This window comes from Chelatococcus sp. KU-N122, assembly GCF_055391085.1.
This window is the reverse complement of sequence record NZ_AP043981.1, coordinates 5,966,761-5,986,551: the sequence shown is the minus strand read 5'-3', so window position 1 is coordinate 5,986,551 and position 19,791 is coordinate 5,966,761. Positions and strand designations below refer to the sequence as shown.

Genomic DNA, 19,791 nt, shown 5'->3' with positions numbered 1-19,791 from the left:
TATACCTCCTTCGCTGACGATCAGGCCGCGGCCGCGTCGTCGATGGTCGAGTACTGGAGCCGGAACTGCGCGAGCACCGCGAGGTGGCGCAGCTGGTTGATCAGGTCCGGCGGATAGAGCACGTTCACCCGGTTCGGGTTGTCGTTGGCGCGCTCGACGATCAGCGCCGCCTTGAAGGCATCCGCGTTCTCGACCAGACCGTCGAATTCCATGCGGCGGTACTCGGCGATCAGCTCGGCCTTGATGATCTTGGGCGTCACGATCGCCTGCCCCGGGCCGAAGCGCGTGCCGTCGTTGGCCAGCTTGTGCCTGGGGTAACGGTTGGTGATGGCCTGCTGGAGCCGACGGAAGATGGCCGCGAGCGTGTGCAAGGTCGTCACCAGTTCATACGCGTTGTCCGGCTGACCGAGGCTGTTGCGCTGATAAAGGGTCTGCTCGCGCATGATCGCCGGAACACCGTCGGCGTTGGTGGCCTGAATGGCGATGCCGGCTTGCGCCAGCCCGTTCATTTCAGTCTTGGAGCGCCGCGCGCCCTTCGGCGTCGGCAGTACGCCGGTGAGCGCAAGCGTTTGGAGCGGCCTGGCCGGATCGGCCGACAGCGCCGTTGCAGCGCGCGCCGTATAAGCCGCCGTCCACTCCCAGATCGGAGTCGGGTTCTTCACCTCGACGTCGAGTACCGAGATCACGGGATGGTTCAGTGCCTGGCCCCAGCTCACCTGGGCCGCATAGGTGTCGCGACGGCCTGAGAACACCGAACCGTAGGTCTGGCGGACCCAGCTCCACCTGCCCGATGGGCTGAATCCGTACTCGGTCGCCCAGGCGCCGAGCGTTCCCGTGTCGGTATGGCCTAGCGACGTGAAGTCGTAGGCATCATCGGCGAGCGCCGCGATAGCCCCTGTCCAATCCGGCACGCCGGTCCCGCCCGACAGCACGTTGTTCGCCGGGTGCGTCAGCGCCAGCCCCGGCGGCAGGACCTCGCCGCCGTTTGCCCCGAGGATGCTGTCTTCGACACGGACGTCGTTGCCGTTGATGCCCTTCCATTTCATCGTCAACGTGACGGTGGACGTGGAGACACTCGACGTGACCGGCAGCGTCGTCACCGCATTGATGGCGGCATTGATCTTCGTGGCCACCTGGGTTGTCGTGTCGCTTGCCCCGATGCCGACGGCCACTCGCTGACCGGCGATGTAGAGGTATGCCGTTCCGGCCGCTGACGGCGCATTCGCCACGACGATCGTGCCCGTGGCCGCAACGCCCGCGCCGGGCTCAGCCACCGGCAGGCAGAAGATCGGCACGCTCTTGTTGATCTTGAACGCGGCCTCGAACGCTCGGGCCAACGGCGAGCCGTCGCCGAACATAGCCTTCGCCGCGTTCACGTTGCCCGGCGAGACAGGCACGTTGGCCGGCGCGGTGCCGGCGGCGATCTTGTATTCGGGGATGAGCATGAACTTCGGAAAGGTCGGCGTTCCCGCCTGGCTCGGATCGACCTCGATCGTGAGCAGCGGCACCTTCCAGTCCGGAGGCGTGTCGGTGAAGGACACCATGTCGGTCAGCTCCTCTTGGGCGCCGGGCCGGCCGGCTTGGAATCGTCAGCGATGGCCACGTTCGCCGGCTGGTCGTCGGGGGCCTCGACGATGTCGCCGTCGCCGATGCGCCGGAACGTGAACTGGTCGGCGGGCCAGCTGCCGCCCTCGTCGGGCAGCACGCCAGCCACAGGGTGGCGAAGGCCCATGCCCTGCCGGGCCGGCCTGACGCGGATATCGGACATGGCGGAATCCTCAGTCGTCGTCGGGCTGGACCTGGTCCAGCGTGACCTTGATCTCGGGGGTGTTGGCGTCGTGCCCGAGCGGGCGGACGGTCATGTCGGTGCCCAGGTAGTCATCGGGCACGACGGGCTCCCAACGCGTCGAGAACTGCACCTGCATCTCGATGCTGCCCTGCGCAAACCACGTCTCGCCGTCGCGAGGGATCGAGACCGAGCTCGAGTAGCCCGTCACGCCTTCGATGTTGGCGAGCCACGCCGGCGAGGTCAGCAGCTTGTTCAGAACCCAGCGCATGCGCTTGTAGAGCGGCGCCGGCGTAGCCTCGCGGGCGTTCGCCTTGACCTTGAAAGCGAAGACAAGCGTGAGGTCGTGGACGAAGTGCGGCTCGCCGGAAAAGGCGTCACCGTCGGCCTTGGCCTGCTCGCGCCAGGCCATCACCATCACCGACGGAAGCTGGTCGTCAGGTTCGACGTCGACCGGGTTGATCGACACCAGCTTGAAGAGGCCGCCGTTGTCGTCCAGCAGCGTCTTGGCGGCGTCGCGGATCGCGATGGCCTCAGGGGTCATCGTCGGTCTCCGGCGGTGTCAGGTCGTCTTCCTTCAGCACCCAGAGCTGGTGCCCATAGCCATCGTCGTCGCCGGTGTCCTCGATGAGGAACGTGCGGCCTGCCAAGAACAGCAGGTCGATGTTGCTCACCTGGTCGCCGCGCGCCACGGCCGGGTTGCCGAACTCCGACACGCGGACGCCGAAGGTGTAGCCGTCGGCGCGCTGGGAGCCGCCGAACTCGTCCATGATGTCCTGCGGCGTCAGCGTGTAGACGCCGCGGATGGGGATCGCCGGCGCACCCGGTGCAGAGACACGCTGCAGCAGGAGCGCTCCCACGGCAAACGCGTTCATGCACGGGCCCAGCACCAGGGTGTCGAAGTCGACGGCCACCGCAGCGCGCCCGCGATCAGCCGATGCGAACGCGGCCGACAGCCGACGGGTTCGCCGCGGTCTCGGTGTTGTAGCCGATCAGCGTGTTGCCGCTCGAAGTCGTGGTCGTGTTGCCTGCCACGCTGTCCCAGTAGATCGGCAGGCCGACGGTCGCCCAGGCCTGCGCGCTCACCTTGGGCAGCTCGAACACGCCCTTGGTCTTGACCGCCACCGGAATGCCGACGGCCGCCGTCGAGCCAGCCACACCGATGAGCGAGCCGATGATGACGAGCGCGCCGCTCACGACGCCGCCGCTGGGCGCGGCGACGGTCAGCGTGTCGCCGTCCTCGATGAAGTTCTTCATCGCAGTTCTCCAGAATTTTGAGAGGATCAGAGCGGCGCGCCGCCGCCATCGACACCATCGAGATAGGTCACCTCGATGGTGTCAGCGCTTACGCGCCGGCGTTCTTGTAGAGGCCGCGCCAGTGCAAGGCCTTCACGCCGGCGTCCATGCGGACCTTGAACTCGGTTCCGTCGACGCTCCAGCCATCGCGCTGGTCCATGAACGGCTCCTGCACACCATCGAGATAGGTCACCTCGATGGTGTCGGTCTGCACCGGATCGGCCGCCAGATACCAAGCGGTGCCACTGAGGCGGGAGTCGCTGACCACCGTCGCGACGCCGCGGACCGGGTTATTGATCTGCGCTGCGTCGCCGGGGATGCGCTCGGCGCTCATCACCGTGTTGGCTCCCATCTCCAGCGCCGGCGGCACCAGCAGATGGCGCGGCTTCACCCCGGCCGAAGTGCCGATTCCGGCCTCATCCTTCTGGATCGCCATCGCCGCCTGCGCGGCGCCGAACGACGCCACCGAGATCGCAGCGGCGCTGCCGGCCAGATTGCCATGGCTGGAGTGGAACAGCGCGACGCCATCCTGCATGGTCGGGTTGCCGTTGATGATGGCGTACACGAGGTTGCCGATCGTGCGCTTGGCGGCGCGGCCCATACGCCGCGGCACACGGTCGAAGAAGCCGAGGTCATCGTTGATGATCGCCTGGCGCGTGATCGCGAACAGCTTGCCATAGCTCGCGATCTGCACCGTGGTGCCGGTATCCGCGATGGTGCCGTAGCGATATTCGGCGCCCTCCTCGACCTTGTCGAGGTTGGGGAAAAGACCGAGGTCGACGCGGGCGATCGGCCGGAAATCCGAGGCGCTTCCGGTTCCGGTCCAGAGCGGGAAGCTCTCGTCGACCTCCTCGTAGCCCCGCATCATGGCGCGGTAGGCGACGTTCTGGATGACGTTGCCGAAATCGCTCGACGAGTGGTAGCCCGGCCCGGCGTTCATCGTCGTGAACGCCATGCCGACCATGCTCATGCGATCGCGCATGTGACCGTTCTGGACGCCACGCATGTTGAGTGCCGAGCGCGCCAGTTCCGCCAGCGTCAGGCCGACGAACTCGTTGCCGCGATCCTCATCCTCCGGACGCACCAGGCCGGCGCGGATCAGCAGGCCGCGCTGAGCGCCCTGGATCCAGCGATCGACGCCATCGGCGTTGACCGTGATGCCCGACGGCCTGGGATCACCCGGAGGATTGTCGGAACGGTCCTCCTGCCGACGCGACCACTCGTCCATGATATCCGTGCGGGCGTCGACGAGCGCGCGGTCGCCGTTCAGCAGATTGACGACGAACGGGTCGTCGGCCGGGATCCGGGCCGAGCGCGCCTGCGCCAGGATGCCGGTGGTACGCTCGCGCTCGAACCGAATGGCCTCGGCGCGGACGGCCGCGGTGTCGACCGGCGGCGCCGCCGGAGCAGGCGGAGTGGCCGGGGCCGAAGCGACGGGAGGAGCAGCCGGAGTTCCGCCGCCCGGTACGGGATCGACCATGTTGGTCTCCTTGGGTTGTGCGGACGGCGCCGCGGGACTCGGGCGCTCGGCCCGAAGCTTGATCGGCGCGACCAGCAGGCGCGCCAGTTGATCTTGGGAGAGAGCCGCGCAGGCCGCGATCCTCAGCGGCTCGGCCACAGCGGTCGCGAAGCCGCGCTCGACGGCCTCGGTGGCGGACAGGTACGTCTCGGCCGTCATCATGGCGCTGATCTCTTCAGCGCTGAGTCCGGTCTTCGCCGCATAGATGTTGATCAGGATCGCCTTCTGGCGGTCGATCTCGTCCGCCATGGAGCGCATGTCGTCGGCATTGCCGACCGCCACCGCCCACGGGTCGTGGATCATCATGGTCGCGTTCTCCGCCATGATGATCTCGTCGCCGGCCATGGCGATGATCGAGGCGATGGACGCGGCCATGGCGTCGACCTGAACCCGGATCGGCTTTCCCCATGCTTTCAGCGCGTTGTAGATCGCCAGCCCCTCGATGACCGAGCCGCCAGGCGAGTTGATGCGCACGACGATCGTGTCCTGCGCGGCGAGCTCGGTCAGCGACGCCATGACATCGATGGCACGAACGGAGGTGTCGAACTCGTCCCAGAGGTATGGGTCGACGACGCCGTAGATGAGCAGCTCGCCGTTCAGCACGAGCGAGCGCGTGTCGGTGCGCTCGCTGCGCGTCTGCGCGGCGGCCCCGGGCTTCGTGGTCATGAACTGTCCCTATCTGCCGGTGTCGGCCGGATCCGGCGCGTTCGGATCGGCGTTCTTCTGCGCGACGCCGCGGTTGGTGACGCGCCGCGGGTCGACGTCGAGGATGACCTCGTTGTCGTCGAGCCACTGTTTGTCATCGAGAATGCCCGCTCGAACGTCCTCCGGGTCGTAGCCGGCGATGCGCTGTTCCTCGCTGAGCCAGCTGAGGCCGGAGCGAATGGCATCCTTCGCCGCGGCGATTTCCTCCGCCGGGTTCAGCATCTCCCAGCGCGGCGGCGTCCAGCCGAGGCGAAAGGGCTCCGTCGATCCGGTCGCCACCGTCGCGGCCTCAAGCGTCCAAGCCGCGAGCGGATCGAGCATCTGGGGGATCAGCATATTCCAGCGCCAGGAGTCGACGTTGGATCGAAAATTGATGCGGCCCAGCCTGCCCGAGATGAAGCTGACCTCGCCAAGGTTGCCGGTCAGCGTCTCGAAAGGGATGCCGAGACCAGCCGCCACCTCGTGTAGCGTCGCCGAAGCATATGGCCCAAAGTCCTGCGTCGTCGGCGGCGTCGCGAACGAAACCTGCTCACCGGTCCGCAGCCGCTCGACCATGCCAGGCTCGAAGCTCTCGACAGGATAGGTGCCCTGCGGATCAGCCTGCTGGATGGTGCCGTCGGCGTTAGGGACAGCGTAATCTCCGTCCTCATCGGTGGTTATGAAGGCCGCGAAGCAGGCGGCGATCTTCTGCCGGATCAGCTGCGCGTCGGTGTAGTCGGCAAAATCCCGCATCCGCAAGATGACGGGAGCAAACCAGCTGACGCCCCTCACCTGCCCGGGTCGGTCGACCCGATAGACGTGCGCCACGAAGTCTGCCGAGACACGCTGGCCCCGCGTGGCCATCCTGCGGCCAAGCATCAGCGAGCCAGGGTGCTGGTCGAACAAGTAATAGGCGACACGCCGACCGATCGCATTGAACTCGATGCCCTGGATGGCGTAGTTACCGTTCGGCTGCGGCCCTTCGATGGTCGTGTCCAGATAGTCCGGCTCGAGTATCTGGATCTGAAATGGCAGCGCGTAGCCGTCGGACGGACGGCGGATGCGCTTGCGGATCAGAACTTCGCCGGCCTCGACCACCGTGCCGAGCGCGAGCCCCTGGAGGCCGTACAGGTTCAGCCGGCCGTCGGCATCGATATCGGTCGTATCGAAGTGCCTGGTCAGCAGCTCTTTGATCTGGCTGGCCCGATCTGGCCGAGCGGCAATCACCCGCGGCAGCAAGCCGGCGCCGACGGCGTTGTTCATGATGACGATCTTGGCGGACGCCGCGTGAGCGTTGTTGCGCACCATGTCGCGAGCCACATCGCGCAGGCGGCCGCCGGCGGTGCGCGTCTCGACGTTCGCGTCGGTGCCAACGGCTCGCCAGCCCTGCGTCCGGCGGCCGATGCTCGCTGCTTCGTAGACGTTCCGCGTCAGCGTGGCTCGCTGCACGCGGGCCCGCGCCTCCGCTCGACGCTCCGCCGTCCGCGGCGAGACGTAGCTGATAGCCCGGTCGAGCCAGTTGGCCTGCGCCATCAGAACCCCGACCTGTAACCGGCAACCGTCCGGCGGGTCCGCACCGGCATACCCAACTCGCGCTTCAGCGCGTCCCGGATCGACCGCAGCTCGGCCAGGCTCGCGTACTCGACGCTCTTGCCGTTGTAGCTCACCCGCGTCGTGCCCGACGCAATGGCGAGCTCGATTGCCTCGAGGCGAGCCTGGATCTGCTGCGGCGTCGGCATCAGGCCGCCGGCTTGGTCTTGCTCGGGCCGGCCGGCGCCAGAGCGGCGGGCGCAGCGCCCATCGCGGCCGCGAAGCTGCGCTCCACCTCGTCGGCCACGTCGGCGACCGAAGCCGCCACAATCGCTCCGGCATCGTGCGTCGGCCGCGAATTCGGCGGCAGCTCAGTGCCGGCCTCGGCCGTGCCGGCCTGGGCGGTGGTGAGCACGACGGCATCGTCGTCACCCTTCATCCGCACCGACAGCAGCTCACCGCCGACCGTCCGCGTCACGCCGACCAGATCCCCAGCCATCAGCAGTTCCTGCACCTCGGCGTCGCTCACATATTCGAGCGGGAGCCGAAGGTTCGTGCCGCTGGGATCGATGGCGCAGCCCGGATAGGTCCAGACGGCGCCGACACGCGTCAGGACACCGTCGCCCTTCTTCGCCAGCGACGCCGCGCCGTTCTGCTTCTTCTCAGCCATGTGAAGCTCCTATCGTGGTGACAGCCAGCCCCGCCGGCGCCCTAAAAATCCCTGCCGGCGCCCCCGCGGGGAGGCCTGCACGGCTTCGGCCTGGGCGGCGATCGGAACCTCTTCCAACGGCTCGACCTCTTCCGCCGCGGCTGGCCGCGGTTGCTCCGGTCGAACCGGTCTCGGCTGCGCGAACTCCAGGCTGCGCGTGATTCGCCGCGGCAGCGACCGGCGCACGGCCAGGGCGCCGACGAAGGTATCCAGCGCCTCGTTGCGCTTGCCCTCTGGCTTTTCCCAAACCCTTACCGTCTGGCCCATCCGTTTCTTGGCGATGCGGCGCTCTACGGTCAGCTGCGCGAAGTAATCCTGGCTGAACGCATCATCCTCAGGGAAGTGGATGAAGCCGGGCCGGCGCTCGCCATCGGCAGGCGGCTCGATCTTGAGCCGCCCATAGATTGCGTCCTTCGCGCCATCCACACCGACGATCCAAAGCTTTTCTTTCGACTTCGACCTGGTGAACGTCAGGGGCCAGATCGGCCGCTGCCCGCCGACGCCCTTGGTCGGATAGACGCGCAGGCCGCGCCGGGTCCGGCAGAACGAATAGACCTGCTCGCCATGGTGACCGCCGGTATCGATGCCGGATGCCGCCACCCGCAGGATGCGGCCGTCCCTGGTCGTGAACTTCTGACGCAGAAGCTGATCCAGCCGCCGCCACGCCTCCGGCTGCGCCGGATCCTCGTGCGTCACCTCGTAGAGAAATGGCCACGACTCCTCGTCGGCACCCCACCCTATAAACTGCGTCTCCAGGCGATCGCCCTGCACGTCGGTGAAGGCGGTGATCACCAGCACTTCGTTGGGCAGATCGTCAGGACCATACGGCTCGCGGCGATCGATCAGGCCCGAGCCGTCCAGCTTCTCCGTGTTCGGCGAGACCCATAGCTCGGCGAAGGCCGTGTTCGTGACCTTCTTCAACAGCTCTGGATCGCCCTCGGCGTCCAGGAAGCTTTTCACCACGGTCGCCAGGCGGTGCCGCTTCGACAGCCACTTCGGGATATGGAAGCTCGCGTGCCCGTCGAAGCGCGAGAGCGCGCCGCAGTGCCGGCACATCGACCGGCCCTTGTCGTTCCAGCGCTCCGGCGTCTGTCGCTCGTCGCAGCACACGAACGGCTTCGTCTGGCGCCACCCGTGATCAGGCTCGTGCTCGAGCGCGGCGAGCGCCGCGAACCTTTCCTTCTCGTTCCAGACCGCACCGCAAGCGCCGCACGAGATGCCCGCGGTCTCCGGCAGGTGCTCGCCAGCGGCGTTCCGGCTCCAGACCACGTTGGCCCAGGTCAGGGCCTGCGCTTCTCCGCAGTGTGGGCATCGCACGAAGCACTTGCGCTGGTCGCCGACCTTGTATTCGCGGCCGATACGCGACGTTTCCTCGTTGGTCGGAGAGCAGACCCGAATGAACTTGGCCCGGCCCACCGCGTGGTAGGTGGATGCGCGCTCCTCGGCGAGCGCCAGAGGGTCGCCTTCGTCGCCGGCGCTCGCCGGATACTTGTCGATCTCGTCGCAGATGATGATCCGCTTCGGCCTGGACGACAGATCCGTCGGAGAGTTCGACCCGACAAAGTCGATGCTGCCGCCCGGGAACGCCTTCGAGACGATCGTGTTCTCGCTGTCCCGCTTGCGCGATGATGGGAGTAGCGTGCGCAGGACCGGGCTGACATTGACCGATGTGGTGAAGCGCTCCTTCGAGAACGCCGCGGCTGCGCCCTGCGAGGGCTGCACGAACAGGATGGGGCTCGGATCTTGGTGGATGAAGTAGAACGCTGCGTTCAGCGCGAGCTCGCTCTTCACCACCTGCGTCGCCGCCATCACGGTGACGGTGTGCACCTCCGGATCCGTGACCGCACGCATCGGCCCGAAGGCGCATGGCTGCGATGACGTCTTCCACTTGCCGGGCGTGGCCGAGTTCTTCGAGGCGATATGGCGGTACTCGTCCGCCCATTCGACAAGATCTAGGTCAGGCGGGGGCTTCAGCGCCGCTCGGGCTGTCCGGAGTCTGTCCGCCAGAGCCTGCGCTCCCCGCGAGTCCGGCGGGGTCATGAAGTTCATCCAGCGCCTCGACTATCTCGCGACGAAGAGCCGTCTCGATCGTCGCCTGGTTCGCGCCGTCCAATTCCGGCGCCAGTTTCCCAGGGATCGTCAGCAGCCGTTCGCGGATGGTCGCATAGTCGTGCTCGACCAGCTTCGCGACATCCTCAACCCTGACCCACTCCCGCCGCTCGACCTCGAGCTCGTGCTTTCGCAGGAGCCCAAGATAGTTCTCCTTGCGGCGGACCGCTTCGGCGTGCGTCAGGTTCTCCGGGTCGAGCTCGCCACCGTCCCCGTCGGTGTCGGCCGGCTCGTCGGCAGCGGTCGCCCGCTTGGCCTCCGGGCGCCGCGGCGGTTCCGCCTTGCCTCGCTCGCCGCCGTTACCAGGTGCCGCGCGCACGGGGCGATGGGTAACACCGCCACGATAGTTCGCCGGCCGCTGATCGAGGTTCCACTCCGACGCCTCGACGTCGACCATCCCATCGTCACGAAAGGCAAGCAGGCCCTTCTGTTTCCAGCCGGTGACCGCCTTCCGTGAAACGCCACGGCGCCGCGCGAACTCGGCCTGTGAAACAAAAAGCGGCTCGGCCATTCCGCCGTTACCTCGTTACCGTTACCGGGTTTTGCAGCCCTGTGCGTGTCGATATGTCGGGGTGCGAATTACCCTCACCGCCCCCGGCTTCGGGAAGGACCCGTGAAACACCCCATGAAACGGGGTGTCTTCGTGAAACAGGGTCCCCTTTGTGAAACGACAGGCATGAAACGGCCTCGCTCGTGAAACACGGCGTCGGTCACGCCTTCCTGAGGTCATCAACGATGAAACGTTGGAAGCCCGCGATGAAGTGCCGGTGGAAGGCCGGGCCGATCACGCGCCGCCCCGTCTCGTAATAGGGGAAGCGCTTGGTGTAGGACGGCGACTTGACGAAGAGCAGAACGGGCACGGCCCACTTGGGCTTGCGGAGGTAGATGCCGTCGGGCGCGCCGCCGTTGTGACCGCGGAACACGACGTAGTCCATGTTCCGCTTCGGGTTGCGCCTCTTCGACTTCGCAGTGGTGTTCTGCATCCGATCGGACTGGGCACCGAGCGCTGATAGGATGCGGGTGAGCAGCGATCCGGGGATGTTGCCGAAGGCGTCGAGCTGAAGGCGCTTGCTCGGGACGACGAACTCGTTGGCCTGCAGGATGCCCTTGCCCTGCAAAAGCCGCTCGAATCGCTTATGGCGGCGAGGGCCTCCCTCGACCTCGGGGCCGAGGTATTTCCAAGCCGGGACGCTGCCGAAGCCTTCCTTGAAGTAGAGCTCGCCGTTGAAGGGGTTGGCCTTGGTGGCTGGCCGCACCGCCAGCGCGTTGAGGGTGAACCGCGTCGGCCGGTCGAAGACCGACTGCATCACCTTCACTTCTTCCTCGCGGGTCTCCTTCAGCGCGTTGTTCAGCGCATAGGAGGCGACGAAGCGGATGTTCTTCTCGGTCTTGCCTAGGGCGGCAGCCTTGCGCTCGAACTCGCGGAAGTCGAACTTGACGTCGATCACGCGCCGTCGTCGTCCTACTGAAGGGGCTTGATCGGGCCCGAACGCAGCTTGGCCCCGACGAACAGGCCATCGAGGTTCACGCGCACGGGTGCCATGGGAGCCTTCAACCGCGCATTCTCCGCCTCCAGCTCGGCGATGATCCTCTGTGCCGCGAACAGCTTGGTCAGGATGCGGTCATTCTCGTCCATCAGGGACTTGTTGGCCTTTGCGGCGACGCAGAGGTTGCCCCTCAGTTCGACAATGACGCGGTCAAGGTTGAAGATGTGGTCATGCCGTTCGGCGATGCGCTGCTTGGCCTCGGCGAGTTCGGCCTGCAACTCCACAACATGGCGCTCGGAGTAGTCGAGCTTGCTCTCGATCATCTTGTCGATGCGTGCCGCGACACGAAACGGCTCGGCGAGAGGGTCGCGGCCAGCACCAGGCACTTCGAAGATGCCAGCTTCCTTGACGCGGCGGATGGCGTCCCTACGGACAGCACGCGTCGCGGCGTCGACGAATGGCACGACAGCCCCACTCGCCGCCCTCGCAGCATCAACATGCTCGGCCGGGCGGAAGGTGCTGGCGTGGTCGGATAGGTCGCGCATGGTCACCTCACAATGGCGCAGCGGATCAACGACGATAGCGAGATCAGCGCGCCGGCGAGCGACAGCGCCACCACGGCCAAAGCCCTCCAGCCGCCGGACTGAAACGCGCGCGGAGCCAGGTCCGAATAGTCGAGCATGATGGGCTCCGACGCGGGCTCAGAGCCAGCGCTCATCGATGTCGTCGCCGTTGCGGGCGGCGACAGGCTGGGCGTCGTCGCCCTCGGCGAAGATGACGATGTCCTCATTGGTCGATATCGCGCCTGGCGCGCTGGTCCCACCGGCGGTGGATGAAGCCGGGGCGGCCCCAAATGCGGACGGCCGCCCAGTAACGGTCATCGCGGAAGCCGACGAAGTGGACTGCCCTGGTCATGATCGCACCCGACGCGCCCGGCGCCGTCGCCAGCTGTCCACGGTATGGCGGGGTCACCGAGCGCGTCGAGCTCTGGATCAGTGCGTGCCGAAATGCTGGGCGAGCGCTGTCAGCCCCTTCGGAGTGATCCGAGGCTGCGTAACCGTCTTCTCCGTCCCGTCGGGGCGAATGACGATCGTCGTCTTGTGCACGACAAGCCCGGCCTGGAGCTTGTCCTGATATGCGATCTCGGAGCCGCCGGCCCGCGAATAGAACCACTTGGCCGGCCCGCGCAGATAGGCGAACAGATCCTTCGGCCGGATCTGGAGCGTCTTGGCCGCGTCGGTCGGGCAGAACGAGCCGTCACTCTCGGCGATCCGCTCCAGGGCCTGCACCTTCGGCTTCGCCTCGTTGATCTGGCCTTCCAGCTCCAGCACCTTCTCCGTGTAGGTCAGGAGGAGCCCGCGCATCGCAGCAGGGTCATTCAGCACCTGCATCGGATCGACCGACGCGCGTGCCTCCAGCTCCTGCCAGCGATCCACCAGCTTGGCAGTGAACTCCGGCGAGAGCTGCGCCACGATCACGTAGCTGTCGCGCTTGCCGACCCGGTACTCCTCGACCGTCTGGCCAAGGTGGTTCTTAACTTCCGCCAATGGCGGGAGTTCGATGGCGCCTCGCTTTGCGAGCCGTTCGATGGAGCGCTTCACGTCATCGTGGCGATTGCCGAGCAGGTCAGCGATTTCCCGGCTCGACATGGTGGGCTGGCCGCCGTTGAAGCCGGCGCCGGCAAATGTGATATCGTTGTTCGTCATCTACGGTTCTCCAATCAACCGTGGTTGGCATGGCCGCCGCGCGCCAACGCGGCAGGTTCGAACGACGGCGGGGCCTGGACGCCAATCTCAGCAGTCCCGCCGTCGCGCCTCTGGGTGGCCCCAGGCGTTCCTTCAGCAGCCAACAGCGCAACAGCGGCCCATTTGGGTCGCGATGGCATCGCGCGTCGCACCAATATGTCTGCAAAGCTTCGCCAGCGCGGCGATCGGTGGACCCGTCGCCTGGGTTCGGGGAGCGGGGGTGTCGCAACATCCCGAGTGGCCAGCGAGCGAATCAATAACATGTGCCTATTTATTTTTCAAGATTCGTCCGCGCTTTCATAAACGTCGGCTATGGATAGCTCGGCTTTCAGCTCATGCCCGCCCATGCGAAGCAGGACACGGAGCCGCTCGCCGGCGGGAGCCTCGAGCACTTCGGCCCACATGTCGCAGAACGGGCCGTCGACCACCTTGACCATCGTGCCCGGCTGGTACGGCGAGGCAGCCTGACGCTCTTCCCGGGTTCCGTCCGGCTTCCGCGTCTCGTCGAACACGCCGATGATCTGGGCATGCTGCATTCGGGCTATAACCAGCGGCCCAATCCGCAGCGGGCCACCAGCGGCGCCGATGAACCCCACGACTCCCTTGACGCCGGCGACGGAGCCGAAGTCTGGGTCGGCCGCCGGCAGAGCCACGAACATGTAGCGGGGAAAGAGCGGGTGCTCGATCCGCGCGCGCCGGGCGCGCCAAGCGGATGCCTTCTCGCCGCGCCGGATCCTCGACCACTTCGTGACGACCGGACGAAAGGCCACGACGCCCTTCTCCTCGATGTCCTCAACAATGTCGGTTTCGCTCCGGCCCGACACATGGATCACGAACCAGGCGTGGACGATCGTGCGATCGAATGCTGGCTTCTCCTTGGCCGGCGCCGGCGGCAGGACCTGGCCGATGTGGAAGGTCTCGGGCGTGATCATGGCTCGACCATCTCCTTCAGCCAGACGTACGGCTCGTCCTTCGTTCCGCTCCAGAACGCCAAGTCGTTGGCTCGTAGGGACTTCATCGCCTCGCGGAATTTCTTCTCGATTTCAGCCTGTTCGGCCTCGGGCCCGAGCGCCTCGCGACCGAACACCTCGCGGGCCTTGGCCACCGGGATGAGCCGGACGCCCTTCGGCAGGTTTCGGTCGGCGCCGAGCAGCAGCGGCGTCAGCGCGATCGAGTGCGTGAGGGACAGGTTCCGGAGCACGCCGTTGCAGATGCTCGCCTCCTTGGGAAGGGAGATCTTGCGCTTGCGCTCGCGGCGCTCCTCGGCCTCCTGCGGCCGCTCCGGCGGGTTGTTGTGGAAACGGGTCAGCGCGGCGTCGAAGCCGACGCGGATCGTCGTCTCCGGCCCGTGACGGTTCTTGCCGATGATCAGCTCGCCGACGCCCTCGGCGCGCGCCAGAGCCGCTTGCCATTCGACATGGCGCTCGCTGCCCGGCTGAGGCTCCTGCTTCCGGAGGTAGTATTCCTCGCGGTAGACGAACACGACGACGTCAGCGTCCTGCTCGATGGAGCCGGATTCGCGCAGGTCGGCGAGCATCGGGCGCTTGTCGTCGCGGTTCTCGACCTGCCGGGAGAGCTGCGACAGGGCAATGATCGGAACGTCGAGCTCCTTCGCGAGCGCCTTCAGGCCGGCGCTGATCGCGGTCACCTCCTGGACGCGATTGTCGACGCGGCGGCCGAGCGTCAGCAGCTGGAGATAGTCGATCACCAGCAGCGCGAGGCCGTATCGCTTCTTGATTTCCCTGGCTCGCATGGCCAGCCGCGGCAGTTCGATTGCGCCGGTTTGGTCGATCCTCAGGGGCAGATCCCGCATCCGGGCCGCGGCCTCCACGAAGGCCGTCACCTCCTGCTCATCCGCCGCGGCGCGCCGCAGCTTCCATGTCGGCACCATTGACATCTCGGATGCCGAGCGCTGCGCCAGCTGCTCGGCCGACATCTCGAGCGAGTTGAAGGCGACGATGCCAGTCTTCTCACCGCGGGCGCGGGCCTCGCGCAGCGCCATCGCGACCGAATTCGCAATGTTCGTGGCAAGGGAGGTCTTACCGCTGCCAGGCCGCCCGGCGACGATGATCAGGTCAGAGCGCTGTAGGCCGCCTGTCACATCGTCGAGGCCGCCCAGGCCGGTGGAGAGGCCGAGCAGCGAGACGCCATCCCGATATGCCCGGCTTGCCGCCTCTGCCGCGCGCGCCGCGGCGGCGCCGACATCCTCATAACCCGTCGACTTCGACGAGATGGCGGGCCGGAGCTCCGACAACTCGGTCTCGAAGCCATCCATCAGCGCGACGGCCGAGTCATCGACACGCGCGTCATACGCCCGTGCCCGGAACGCCTCGCAGACTTCGATCAGCCGACGGCGCACCGCCAAGTCGCGCACGATGACGGCGTAATCCGGCGCATTCATCGGCGGCGGGGCGTCGGCAGCGAGCCGCGCCATGTACTGCGCCGGCGTGAGGCCGCCGAGGTCGGCATCGCCGAGATAGGTTTTCATCGTGATCGGCGACGCCAGCTTGCCATCCTGGACCAGCCCGATCGCGGTCTCGAAGATCGTCCGGTGAACCTGCTCGAAGAAGTCGTCCGGGGTGACCAGGTCGGCGATCCGGCTGTAGCAGCGATTGTCCAGCAGAAGCGCGCCGAGCAGCCCTTGCTCGGCCTCAACGTTGGACGGGAGATCCCTCGGCGTCTCTCCGGAGTGGACCAATCGCAGCGGAGCGCTCATGACGCCCCTCCCCGCTCGAGCAGCGCGTCGACGACGGTGCCGATGGGGCTCAGCGGCTCCATCTGCTCGCCGCGGCTGAGCGCGCCTGACATCAGCCTCAGCGGAACGCCGAACTGCAGGGCGATGCTCAGCAGCACCGCGGCGTCGTGCAGCGTCTCGGCGATGCCGGTACCGCTCTTGGCCGCGTCGATGAACACCTCGGCGACGTCGCCGCCTCCCCAGCCGGGCCGATCGGCCGCGATAAGGTCATGGCTGCTGAAGGTCACCGTGAGCGGCCGCGGCGAACCGCTGGCGTCCATGTGCGAGACCGTGAACGTCTCGCTCTGGCGGCGGTGATGAAGGAGGCGGCGGGCTGCCATCACTCTGCGGCCTCCGCGAACAAGGGGGCGTCGTCGCGGACGCGCCGGCGGGCGATGTCGGCGTATGCCGGGTCGAGCTCGATACCGATGCCGTGGCGCTGCATGCGGTCGGCTGCGAGCGGGATGGTGCCAGAGCCGCAGAACGGGTCGAGCACGGTCTCGCCGGGCTCCGACCACCAGTCCACCAGCCATTCCATGTGGCTCATGGTCCGCGAGCATGGATGGCCGTTGGCGCGCCGCTCGCCCGGCTGTGCCTTCGGGGCCCACATCGGCAGGAGGCGGCGCCCGTCGCGCGCCGGGACGGGCTCGCCGAAGCAGTAGGCGATCTCGGTGCCGCCCAGGACGCGGCCGACGAACATCGGCACGGCGTATGGCAGCGCGTGCATGCATACGAACGGCCAGCGCGGCGGCACCGCCTGCAGGAAGCGTGGATCGCTGTCGCTGCGCAGGATGATCACCAGCCGCCGGACGGACGCCGGCAGGAGCGCGAGCACCTCGCCCAGCAGCTCGGCCGGCCGGTCCCAGCCCGCGATCAGCCCGGGCGGGCAGTTTGGCCAAACCGGGTCGGTGATGACGACGTCGGCGTGCTCGATGTCAGGCAGCAGCTCGCGCGCGTCGCCGGTGAGGATGGAGACGGTCACTCTGCGGCCTCCAGGAACAGCGGAAGGTCATCGGCCGGATGTGGGGCGCGCGGCGGCGGCGGCGGCGCTCGACGGGCGCGCGCCTCATCGAAGTCGGCGAGGACGATCTCCACGCTCGGCGAGGTCCCGTGCCACTGGTCACGGTAGATCGATGTGTCGACGCCGAGGCCCGGATCCAGACGGATTCCGGTTTGTGCCAGGAACTGCGCCGTCTTTTGATTCTCGCTGCGCTCAAAACAGGGAGCACCCGAGTAGCGGAACGACGCGGACATCTGAGGCAGGATAAACACGCCGCGCGCGCCCAGATCCGATGCGATGTCGATCACGTGGAATTCGAACTCTTTGCCGCGGTATCGCGGCGCGGCTCCGGAGCGCTTGATCGCGCCAAACGGCGGGTTGGAAATGACGACGTCGAACATCCCAAGATCTGGCAGGTCGAAGACGTCGGCCTCGATCCAGCGCGCCTCTGGGACCATCTTGCGCCCGACGACCACGTAATCATGGTTGGTCTCCACGCAGGTGATTTCGGACCGGTCCGGCCGCAGCATGAACGACAGCGTGCCGATGCCAGCGCAGAGGTCGAGCACACGTAGCGGGTCGCCCACCTCGAGCGCGAAGTCTCTCGCGAGATAGGGCGGCGTGAAGAAGGCACCCGCCATCCCGTTGATATGCCGCGCCGACTCCTGCCAGTGCTCCAGCACGAACCAGCGGTCGTCCTCGCTGAGGATGTCCTGCTGCAGGAGCGCGCAGGCCTCCTCGTGTTTCTTGGCGAGCGCCTTCGAGAGCCGGCTCATTCGGGCCGCCTCCGATCGCCCATGAGCGCGCGGACGAGGCCGACGGCGAGCACAACGAAGACCACGATGAGGACGAAGTGCGGATAGGTCATGCCGGCGCTCCGTCGCGGTGCAGCCAACCGAAGGCCGTCGCTTGGCGAGGATCCGTCAGGTCCCAGACGAGCCAGCACCAATCGGACGAGCCGTTGCCGGGCTTGTTGCCGGCAGCGAGGTAGGAGCCCGGCGGGCAGGAGACGCGCGGCGTGACGACCCAGACGCGCGACGGCGGATGCTCGGCGAACAGGCCGGCCGCTCGCTCGCCGCCGGCGAGGAAGCGGATATCAACGAACGCCGCCACCTTGCCCTTGGCCAGCGCCAAGGCACGCCGGATGAACGCCTCTGCGCCCTTCGCGCGGAAGAACGGCGGGTTCATCACCACGTTATCAGCGACGACGTCGTACCCTTCTGCCAGGAAGTCCCGGCCACCGAGGAACCATGGCGTGCCCTCGTCGACCCGGCGGACGATGTCGGTGCCGCATGCGTTAATGCCGGCCCGGCGCAGCGTGTTGACGATGTTCCCCTGCCCGCAGGCCGGGTCGATGACGCCGCCGCGGAACCGCTCCACGGTCAACAGCGCCTCGGTCGCCGCCTCGGGCTCGACGTACCAGTCGTGGGCGTCGCGCTCCCAGACGTGGGAGGATCTGGCCTTGAGGGCGCCGCTCATGCCGCCCTCCAGAGCATCATCTCGTCAGCGACCGCGGCGATGGCCGGATCGACCTCGACGGCGAGGCCATCCAGCTCCAGCGTCCATGCCAGCCGCTCGGCAAATGCGCTGATCTCCAACACCTTGAGCGCGCCGAGCAGCCGGCACCCGTCGACCGGGTCGAGGCGGAGGTCATCGACCGGCAGCCGAACGGGCACATCGGCGTCGAGCGCCACCAGCCGGCGGCTGAGCACCGCCTGCTCCGCATAGTCGATGAGCGCTTGCCGACGCTTCGGCTGGCGGATCTCGTGCGCGCCGGCAAGCACCGCCTCAAGCGAGCCACACCGGTTGACGAGCTCGGCCGCCGTCTTCAACCCGATGCCCGGCACGCCCGGCACATTGTCGGTCGCATCGCCGGCGAGCGCCTGGACGTCCACGACCAGGTGCGGCGGCACGCCGAACTTGGTCTCGACGTCGATATCGCCGAGCAGCTTGTTCGACCTGATGTCGAAGATCGACACGCCGGGCCGGACCAGCTGCATCAGGTCCTTGTCCTGGGTGACGACGATCGTTGCCATGTTCTCGGCCTCGGCCAGCCTGGCATAGGTCGCGATCAGGTCGTCGGCCTCGTAGCCGGCTCGGTCGATCGAACGGAGCCCGAAGAGCGGCACGAGCTCGCGAATGATGCGGAACTGGCAAACGAGGTCGTCGTGCGGCCGCTCGCGGTTCGCCTTGTAGGCGCTCCAGACCCGATGGCGCCAATTCGGCCCATGCGGGTCGAAGATGACCGCGCCGTGTGTCGGCAGGTACGCGGCTAGCTGCCGGCGGAGCAGGTCGAACAGGTGGCCGCAGAAGCCCGACACCGCGCCCGTCGGGAGCCCGTCGGAGCGCGCCGCGGGGCCGCCGCTGTAATAGGCCAGATAGGCCATGGCGTTGCCGTCGATGAGGATGAGCGTCACGGCGTCGCCTCCGCAGGTCGCTTGAGATCCGCGGGCGCGCAGCCCGCGCAGTACCAGGTGCCGAGCCTCCCCTCGAGCAGACGCACGTCTTCGCCGAAGATGCCGTCGGCGCCGCACTCGCAGCATTCGTGCTCAAGTGGAGCCGACGGCGGCGGCGCGGCGGCGGGGCGCGCGGGTTGGTCGAGGTGCTGGAAGAAGTTGATCTTCGCCATCAAGCGTGCTCCCCGAAGAAGTGGAGCTCGCGCGGCGCGACCTTTCCGAAGCGGGCAGAGCCGAAGTCCCAGACCGCCAGCGCATCGCAGACGTTGTCGTCACTGAAGGCGGCGGGGACATAGCCCAGCACGCGGCAGCGGTTGATCACGGCGGCCTTGGAGGCCTCTGGACTGCCGAAGTGCGCCCGGCCGCAGAAGTGCTTCCGGATCGTGCCGGCGTGGAAGCCGTAGCACTTGATGCCATAGCAAGCGGCCAAGCCGCGCACCGCGCCGATGGCCTGCTGCGGCAGCGTGATCGACGCGACCGAGCGCACGATCTTCCGCTGGCGCTCGTCCTGCCCGTTGTTCTGGTAGGGCGGGATCGGCGCCTCGTAGACGATGATGTCGGGCCGCGTGTCTGCGATGAAGCAGAGGTCGCGGATGTTCCGCCCCATCTGCTCGGCGGCAACCTCGACGTCTTCGTCCGGCTTCTTGAGGCGCCACAGGCCGTGCCGCGGCGGCTCGCCGGGCCGGCCGTAGGCGAAGCCGCACTTCGTCGCGATGTCGAGGCCGAGGATCAGCAT

25 protein-coding genes are annotated in these 19,791 nt (G+C 67.2%); all 25 read right to left on the bottom strand.

Features of this window, described 5'->3' with window-relative positions:
- Positions 1–20: 20 nt before the first annotated feature.
- Complete coding sequence (locus ACZ5PO_RS27070) at positions 21–1,358, bottom strand: phage tail sheath C-terminal domain-containing protein (RefSeq protein ID WP_464185202.1); 1,338 nt, start codon at positions 1,356–1,358, stop codon at positions 21–23.
- A 191-nt stretch (positions 1,359–1,549) separates the two neighbouring features.
- A complete protein-coding gene (locus ACZ5PO_RS27065) occupies positions 1,550–1,768 on the bottom strand; it encodes a DUF2635 domain-containing protein (protein WP_464185201.1) in 219 nt (72 codons plus the stop codon).
- Positions 1,769–1,778: 10 nt separating this feature from the next.
- On the bottom strand, positions 1,779–2,330 hold the full coding sequence (locus ACZ5PO_RS27060) for a hypothetical protein (protein ID WP_464185200.1): 552 nt from the start codon (positions 2,328–2,330) through the stop codon (positions 1,779–1,781).
- Positions 2,320–2,700 (bottom strand): hypothetical protein, encoded by a 381-nt coding sequence (locus ACZ5PO_RS27055; protein ID WP_464185199.1) that lies wholly within the window; start codon positions 2,698–2,700, stop codon positions 2,320–2,322. Before ACZ5PO_RS27055 ends, ACZ5PO_RS27060 begins: the two co-directional genes overlap by 11 nt.
- Positions 2,701–2,716: 16 nt before the next feature.
- A complete protein-coding gene (locus ACZ5PO_RS27050) occupies positions 2,717–3,043 on the bottom strand; it encodes a DUF2190 family protein (RefSeq protein WP_464185198.1) in 327 nt (108 codons plus the stop codon).
- Between the two features lie 88 nt (positions 3,044–3,131).
- Positions 3,132–5,267: a ClpP-like prohead protease/major capsid protein fusion protein gene (locus ACZ5PO_RS27045; RefSeq protein ID WP_464185197.1), complete on the bottom strand. Its 2,136-nt coding sequence runs from the start codon at positions 5,265–5,267 to the stop codon at positions 3,132–3,134.
- Positions 5,268–5,276: 9 nt separating this feature from the next.
- Positions 5,277–6,818 (bottom strand): phage portal protein, encoded by a 1,542-nt coding sequence (locus ACZ5PO_RS27040; protein WP_464185196.1) that lies wholly within the window; start codon positions 6,816–6,818, stop codon positions 5,277–5,279.
- Positions 6,818–7,024 (bottom strand): phage head-tail joining protein, encoded by a 207-nt coding sequence (locus tag ACZ5PO_RS27035; RefSeq protein WP_464185195.1) that lies wholly within the window; start codon positions 7,022–7,024, stop codon positions 6,818–6,820. Before ACZ5PO_RS27035 ends, ACZ5PO_RS27040 begins: the two co-directional genes overlap by 1 nt.
- Positions 7,024–7,485, bottom strand: a complete 462-nt coding sequence (locus ACZ5PO_RS27030; RefSeq protein ID WP_464185194.1) for a hypothetical protein — start codon at positions 7,483–7,485, stop codon at positions 7,024–7,026. The genes ACZ5PO_RS27035 and ACZ5PO_RS27030 overlap by 1 nt, the downstream gene beginning before the upstream one ends.
- A 9-nt stretch (positions 7,486–7,494) precedes the next feature.
- The gene (locus ACZ5PO_RS27025) at positions 7,495–9,564 is read right to left on the bottom strand and encodes a phage terminase large subunit family protein (RefSeq protein WP_464197055.1); all 2,070 of its coding nucleotides are present in this window, start codon (positions 9,562–9,564) and stop codon (positions 7,495–7,497) included.
- Entirely contained in the window at positions 9,482–10,144 is a 663-nt protein-coding gene (locus tag ACZ5PO_RS27020) for a hypothetical protein (RefSeq protein ID WP_464185193.1), read from the bottom strand. The genes ACZ5PO_RS27025 and ACZ5PO_RS27020 overlap by 83 nt, the downstream gene beginning before the upstream one ends.
- 199 nt (positions 10,145–10,343) lie before the next feature.
- Positions 10,344–11,081: a hypothetical protein gene (locus ACZ5PO_RS27015; RefSeq protein WP_464185192.1), complete on the bottom strand. Its 738-nt coding sequence runs from the start codon at positions 11,079–11,081 to the stop codon at positions 10,344–10,346.
- Between the two features lie 14 nt (positions 11,082–11,095).
- On the bottom strand, positions 11,096–11,665 hold the full coding sequence (locus tag ACZ5PO_RS27010) for a hypothetical protein (RefSeq protein WP_464185191.1): 570 nt from the start codon (positions 11,663–11,665) through the stop codon (positions 11,096–11,098).
- A gap of 2 nt (positions 11,666–11,667) precedes the next feature.
- Positions 11,668–11,802 carry a hypothetical protein gene (locus ACZ5PO_RS27005; protein ID WP_464185190.1) on the bottom strand — a complete coding sequence of 45 codons (135 nt, stop codon included), beginning with the start codon at positions 11,800–11,802 and terminating at the stop codon, positions 11,668–11,670.
- Positions 11,803–11,906: 104 nt separating this feature from the next.
- Complete coding sequence (locus ACZ5PO_RS27000; protein WP_464185189.1) at positions 11,907–12,035, bottom strand: hypothetical protein; 129 nt, start codon at positions 12,033–12,035, stop codon at positions 11,907–11,909.
- A 77-nt stretch (positions 12,036–12,112) separates the two neighbouring features.
- Positions 12,113–12,826, bottom strand: coding sequence for a phage antirepressor KilAC domain-containing protein (locus tag ACZ5PO_RS26995; protein WP_464185188.1), 714 nt, complete (start codon positions 12,824–12,826; stop codon positions 12,113–12,115).
- Between the two features lie 317 nt (positions 12,827–13,143).
- Positions 13,144–13,797: a transcription termination/antitermination protein NusG gene (gene nusG / locus ACZ5PO_RS26990; protein WP_464185187.1), complete on the bottom strand. Its 654-nt coding sequence runs from the start codon at positions 13,795–13,797 to the stop codon at positions 13,144–13,146.
- Positions 13,794–15,581, bottom strand: a complete 1,788-nt coding sequence (locus tag ACZ5PO_RS26985) for a replicative DNA helicase (protein WP_464185186.1) — start codon at positions 15,579–15,581, stop codon at positions 13,794–13,796. Before ACZ5PO_RS26985 ends, nusG begins: the two co-directional genes overlap by 4 nt.
- Complete coding sequence (locus tag ACZ5PO_RS26980; RefSeq protein ID WP_464185185.1) at positions 15,578–15,940, bottom strand: hypothetical protein; 363 nt, start codon at positions 15,938–15,940, stop codon at positions 15,578–15,580. Before ACZ5PO_RS26980 ends, ACZ5PO_RS26985 begins: the two co-directional genes overlap by 4 nt.
- Positions 15,940–16,581 (bottom strand): DNA methyltransferase, encoded by a 642-nt coding sequence (locus ACZ5PO_RS26975; protein WP_464185184.1) that lies wholly within the window; start codon positions 16,579–16,581, stop codon positions 15,940–15,942. Before ACZ5PO_RS26975 ends, ACZ5PO_RS26980 begins: the two co-directional genes overlap by 1 nt.
- Complete coding sequence (locus ACZ5PO_RS26970; RefSeq protein ID WP_464185183.1) at positions 16,578–17,375, bottom strand: methyltransferase; 798 nt, start codon at positions 17,373–17,375, stop codon at positions 16,578–16,580. The genes ACZ5PO_RS26975 and ACZ5PO_RS26970 overlap by 4 nt, the downstream gene beginning before the upstream one ends.
- An 88-nt stretch (positions 17,376–17,463) precedes the next feature.
- Positions 17,464–18,078, bottom strand: a complete 615-nt coding sequence (locus ACZ5PO_RS26965) for a TRM11 family methyltransferase (RefSeq protein WP_464185182.1) — start codon at positions 18,076–18,078, stop codon at positions 17,464–17,466.
- The gene (locus tag ACZ5PO_RS26960) at positions 18,075–19,016 is read right to left on the bottom strand and encodes a 5'-3' exonuclease (RefSeq protein WP_464185181.1); all 942 of its coding nucleotides are present in this window, start codon (positions 19,014–19,016) and stop codon (positions 18,075–18,077) included. Before ACZ5PO_RS26960 ends, ACZ5PO_RS26965 begins: the two co-directional genes overlap by 4 nt.
- On the bottom strand, positions 19,013–19,228 hold the full coding sequence (locus tag ACZ5PO_RS26955; RefSeq protein WP_464185178.1) for a hypothetical protein: 216 nt from the start codon (positions 19,226–19,228) through the stop codon (positions 19,013–19,015). Before ACZ5PO_RS26955 ends, ACZ5PO_RS26960 begins: the two co-directional genes overlap by 4 nt.
- Positions 19,228–19,791: a hypothetical protein gene (locus tag ACZ5PO_RS26950; RefSeq protein ID WP_464185177.1), complete on the bottom strand. Its 564-nt coding sequence runs from the start codon at positions 19,789–19,791 to the stop codon at positions 19,228–19,230. Before ACZ5PO_RS26950 ends, ACZ5PO_RS26955 begins: the two co-directional genes overlap by 1 nt.

Bases quoted from the DNA above. Each gene is read 5' to 3' on its own strand.
- ACZ5PO_RS27005 (WP_464185190.1), bottom strand. From the start codon at position 11,802: ATGCTCGACTATTCGGACCTGGCTCCGCGCGCGTTTCAGTCCGGCGGC.
- ACZ5PO_RS27040 (WP_464185196.1), bottom strand. From the start codon at position 6,818: ATGGCGCAGGCCAACTGGCTCGACCGGGCTATCAGCTACGTCTCGCCG.
- ACZ5PO_RS27050 (WP_464185198.1), bottom strand. From the start codon at position 3,043: ATGAAGAACTTCATCGAGGACGGCGACACGCTGACCGTCGCCGCGCCC.
- ACZ5PO_RS26970 (WP_464185183.1), bottom strand. From the start codon at position 17,375: ATGAGCCGGCTCTCGAAGGCGCTCGCCAAGAAACACGAGGAGGCCTGC.
- ACZ5PO_RS27010 (WP_464185191.1), bottom strand. From the start codon at position 11,665: ATGCGCGACCTATCCGACCACGCCAGCACCTTCCGCCCGGCCGAGCAT.
- ACZ5PO_RS26980 (WP_464185185.1), bottom strand. From the start codon at position 15,940: ATGGCAGCCCGCCGCCTCCTTCATCACCGCCGCCAGAGCGAGACGTTC.
- ACZ5PO_RS27070 (WP_464185202.1), bottom strand. From the start codon at position 1,358: ATGTTCGGCGACGGCTCGCCGTTGGCCCGAGCGTTCGAGGCCGCGTTC.
- ACZ5PO_RS27060 (WP_464185200.1), bottom strand. From the start codon at position 2,330: ATGACCCCTGAGGCCATCGCGATCCGCGACGCCGCCAAGACGCTGCTG.
- ACZ5PO_RS26955 (WP_464185178.1), bottom strand. From the start codon at position 19,228: ATGGCGAAGATCAACTTCTTCCAGCACCTCGACCAACCCGCGCGCCCC.
- ACZ5PO_RS26995 (WP_464185188.1), bottom strand. From the start codon at position 12,826: ATGACGAACAACGATATCACATTTGCCGGCGCCGGCTTCAACGGCGGC.
- ACZ5PO_RS27065 (WP_464185201.1), bottom strand. From the start codon at position 1,768: ATGTCCGATATCCGCGTCAGGCCGGCCCGGCAGGGCATGGGCCTTCGC.
- ACZ5PO_RS27030 (WP_464185194.1), bottom strand. From the start codon at position 7,485: ATGGCTGAGAAGAAGCAGAACGGCGCGGCGTCGCTGGCGAAGAAGGGC.
- ACZ5PO_RS27035 (WP_464185195.1), bottom strand. From the start codon at position 7,024: ATGCCGACGCCGCAGCAGATCCAGGCTCGCCTCGAGGCAATCGAGCTC.
- nusG (WP_464185187.1), bottom strand. From the start codon at position 13,797: ATGATCACGCCCGAGACCTTCCACATCGGCCAGGTCCTGCCGCCGGCG.
- ACZ5PO_RS27025 (WP_464197055.1), bottom strand. From the start codon at position 9,564: ATGACCCCGCCGGACTCGCGGGGAGCGCAGGCTCTGGCGGACAGACTC.
- ACZ5PO_RS27020 (WP_464185193.1), bottom strand. From the start codon at position 10,144: ATGGCCGAGCCGCTTTTTGTTTCACAGGCCGAGTTCGCGCGGCGCCGT.
- ACZ5PO_RS26950 (WP_464185177.1), bottom strand. From the start codon at position 19,791: ATGCTGATCCTCGGCCTCGACATCGCGACGAAGTGCGGCTTCGCCTAC.
- ACZ5PO_RS26985 (WP_464185186.1), bottom strand. From the start codon at position 15,581: ATGAGCGCTCCGCTGCGATTGGTCCACTCCGGAGAGACGCCGAGGGAT.
- ACZ5PO_RS26965 (WP_464185182.1), bottom strand. From the start codon at position 18,078: ATGAGCGGCGCCCTCAAGGCCAGATCCTCCCACGTCTGGGAGCGCGAC.
- ACZ5PO_RS27000 (WP_464185189.1), bottom strand. From the start codon at position 12,035: ATGACCAGGGCAGTCCACTTCGTCGGCTTCCGCGATGACCGTTACTGG.
- ACZ5PO_RS27045 (WP_464185197.1), bottom strand. From the start codon at position 5,267: ATGACCACGAAGCCCGGGGCCGCCGCGCAGACGCGCAGCGAGCGCACC.